General features: G+C 62.6%; 4 protein-coding genes and 1 pseudogene. 1 reads left to right on the top strand and 4 read right to left on the bottom strand.

The window, feature by feature from the left end; genetic code table 11:
- Together AN233_RS17605 and AN233_RS03265 are read right to left on the bottom strand one after the other, a co-directional pair.
- The coding region (locus AN233_RS17605) for a hypothetical protein (RefSeq protein WP_218055044.1) at positions 1–208 on the bottom strand (208 nt) is incomplete at its 3' end.
- Between the two features lie 245 nt (positions 209–453).
- Positions 454–714: a HalOD1 output domain-containing protein gene (locus AN233_RS03265; RefSeq protein WP_058365420.1), complete on the bottom strand. Its 261-nt coding sequence runs from the start codon at positions 712–714 to the stop codon at positions 454–456.
- Positions 715–835: 121 nt separating this feature from the next.
- Here AN233_RS03265 and AN233_RS03260 point away from each other — a divergent pair, with 121 nt between their 5' ends.
- Positions 836–1,096 carry a MarR family transcriptional regulator gene (locus tag AN233_RS03260; RefSeq protein ID WP_058365419.1) on the top strand — a complete coding sequence of 87 codons (261 nt, stop codon included), beginning with the start codon at positions 836–838 and terminating at the stop codon, positions 1,094–1,096.
- 2 nt (positions 1,097–1,098) lie between these two features.
- Here the strand turns inward: AN233_RS03260 and AN233_RS03255 are convergent.
- A pseudogene (locus tag AN233_RS03255) lies at positions 1,099–1,607 on the bottom strand (hypothetical protein).
- Positions 1,604–1,906: DUF7437 domain-containing protein (locus AN233_RS03250; protein WP_449271518.1), on the bottom strand; the 303-nt coding region annotated here is incomplete at its 5' end. The gene AN233_RS03250 and the pseudogene AN233_RS03255, both read right to left, overlap by 4 nt.

Below are 1,906 nucleotides of genomic sequence, written 5' to 3'. Positions count from 1 at the left end.
GAACGGACGAAACTGCGAGATAAACATAGTTGTCTCCCTGATAGACCTCCCGATCAGCGTCAAACCCAGCAGACTGGTCGACGCCATCTGCTGTCGCGCTCTCGACGATCCAGTCTGGGGGATCAGCGTAATACTCCCACCCCTCATCCTCGACGGCGTCAATCAGTTCCTCCTCATCTGCCCGTCGTTGGTGCCCTCCATTTGGCATACTGAGGGGATATCTCAGTTGCTGGAGTTAGTTGTTGGTGGTAGACCCAGCTGCAGACCGAAATCTTACTATGCAAAATCGACTGTGGAGCAACCCGCCTCCTGGCGGACTCAGAAAGGACGAGGCCGCCTCGGCCGTCCCCCGACCCCGCAAGCACCGCAGCCACGAGGCGCGCAGCGGCGGTCGCGGGACGTCGAGCGGCCGAGGGCTTTCGAGGACACTCCCTGTCTCCGCAGCGAACGTCGTTATTCGTTGACGCACTCGGACTCGTCCTCGACGATGACGTCGACACCGTCCGGTGAGACCTCGAGTGGGATCCCTTCGATAGTAAACTGGACGGCGATGTCCCCATCGGATGAGGCAAGCAACTGTTCGAGCGCATCGACGTCCACGTAATCGTGGAGTTGATAGCCGTCGTCTTCGAGCCCGCATGTCTCCAGTGTCTCGATGATCTCGACGACGAGGTCATTCGGTCCGCCCGAACTGTCCGCTGGAGGGGAATGCATCTGAACACTCGGGGCTTTGGGTGACAGACGTTTAAAACGTTAGGAGTCAACTACAGAAGCTTATCGCTTCTTCATTTGACTTAGCGCGTTCGGGATAGCGTCGGCGCAACCACAAGCGATTATGCGCTTTGACGCCGACTGGATGTCTCGCGCCGATGACCGCATTCTAGAGCATCTCTCCGAAGCCGGCCCCGATACCCCAAAGGAGATGGCGGACAGCGATCGGGTCCGATTCTCCCGTCAACACATCAATGCCCGCTGCAAGACGCTGGTCAAATACGGCCTTCTCGTCCACCTCGGCAACGGCGTCTACGATATCACGCGAACGGGAGAGCAGTATCTCGCCGGCGACCTCGACGCTCGTGATCTCGACCCCGAATAGCGTCAGCTGTCACCGGCGATCAGGTCCTCGATGAACCGGAAGCCGTTCACGAACGTCACCGAGTCACCGTACCCCTCACTTGCGAGTACGGTTTCGGCGCCTTCGCCGGCCGCGATGTCGGTCGTGTAGATGTACACATCGGTCGCCGTCCCCGCGCTGAGATGCTGGGCGGCTAACGCAGCGAGGGCGGCGTCGGCACGCTCGACCTCGTCGGCAGGGCGGTCGTCGGCGTTCGCGATGTACCGCTGGACCCGTCCATCACCCGCGAGACAACCGGTTCGGAGAACTCGAGCGGCGCCGCAACCGTCGCCCAGCCCTCGTCGATAGCAGCGTCGATAGGTGGCCCCTCGACGTCGGGGTCGTCGACGGTTAGCTCCTCGTACACCCGTTCGGGCAGGACGAAGGTGACGTCGTTCCGGCGAGCGAACCCCCGGACGGCCTGATACCGACTGTTCGACGGTTGCCCCATCGCGACGAACAGGCCGGTGTCAGCGATGTGGAGCCGGCTCACGCGTCGTCAGCACCGTCGCCGTCGATGGCCAACTCCTCGACCCCTGCCCCGGCCTCCTCGATTTCGTAATGTTCGTCAACGACGGGGCGGAGCGCCTGGAGGATCATCTCCGCAGCCAGCGGGGAGATGTCGAGGTCTTCGGCCATCAGCCGGTGGGTCACCTCGCCGCGTTCACGGGCAACGGCGTAGGTGAGCGCGGTTGCGAGGCCGGCGACGCCGTGGCGGTCGATGTAGGTGTCGATGTCGGCGTCCGTCTCGCGGCGGCCGACGGCGTCGATGAGCGCCGGCGTGATCGTGTA

Origin of the sequence: Haloparvum sedimenti (assembly GCF_001462205.1) — an archaeon.
Lineage (GTDB): Archaea > Halobacteriota > Halobacteria > Halobacteriales > Haloferacaceae > Haloparvum > Haloparvum sedimenti.
The sequence above is the reverse complement of the archived record's forward strand: the minus strand, read 5'-3'. Positions and strand labels throughout refer to the sequence as shown.

Coding starts and splice junctions, on each gene's coding strand:
- AN233_RS03265 (WP_058365420.1), bottom strand. CDS start 714: ATGCATTCCCCTCCAGCGGACAGTTCGGGCGGACCGAATGACCTCGTC.
- AN233_RS03260 (WP_058365419.1), top strand. CDS start 836: ATGCGCTTTGACGCCGACTGGATGTCTCGCGCCGATGACCGCATTCTA.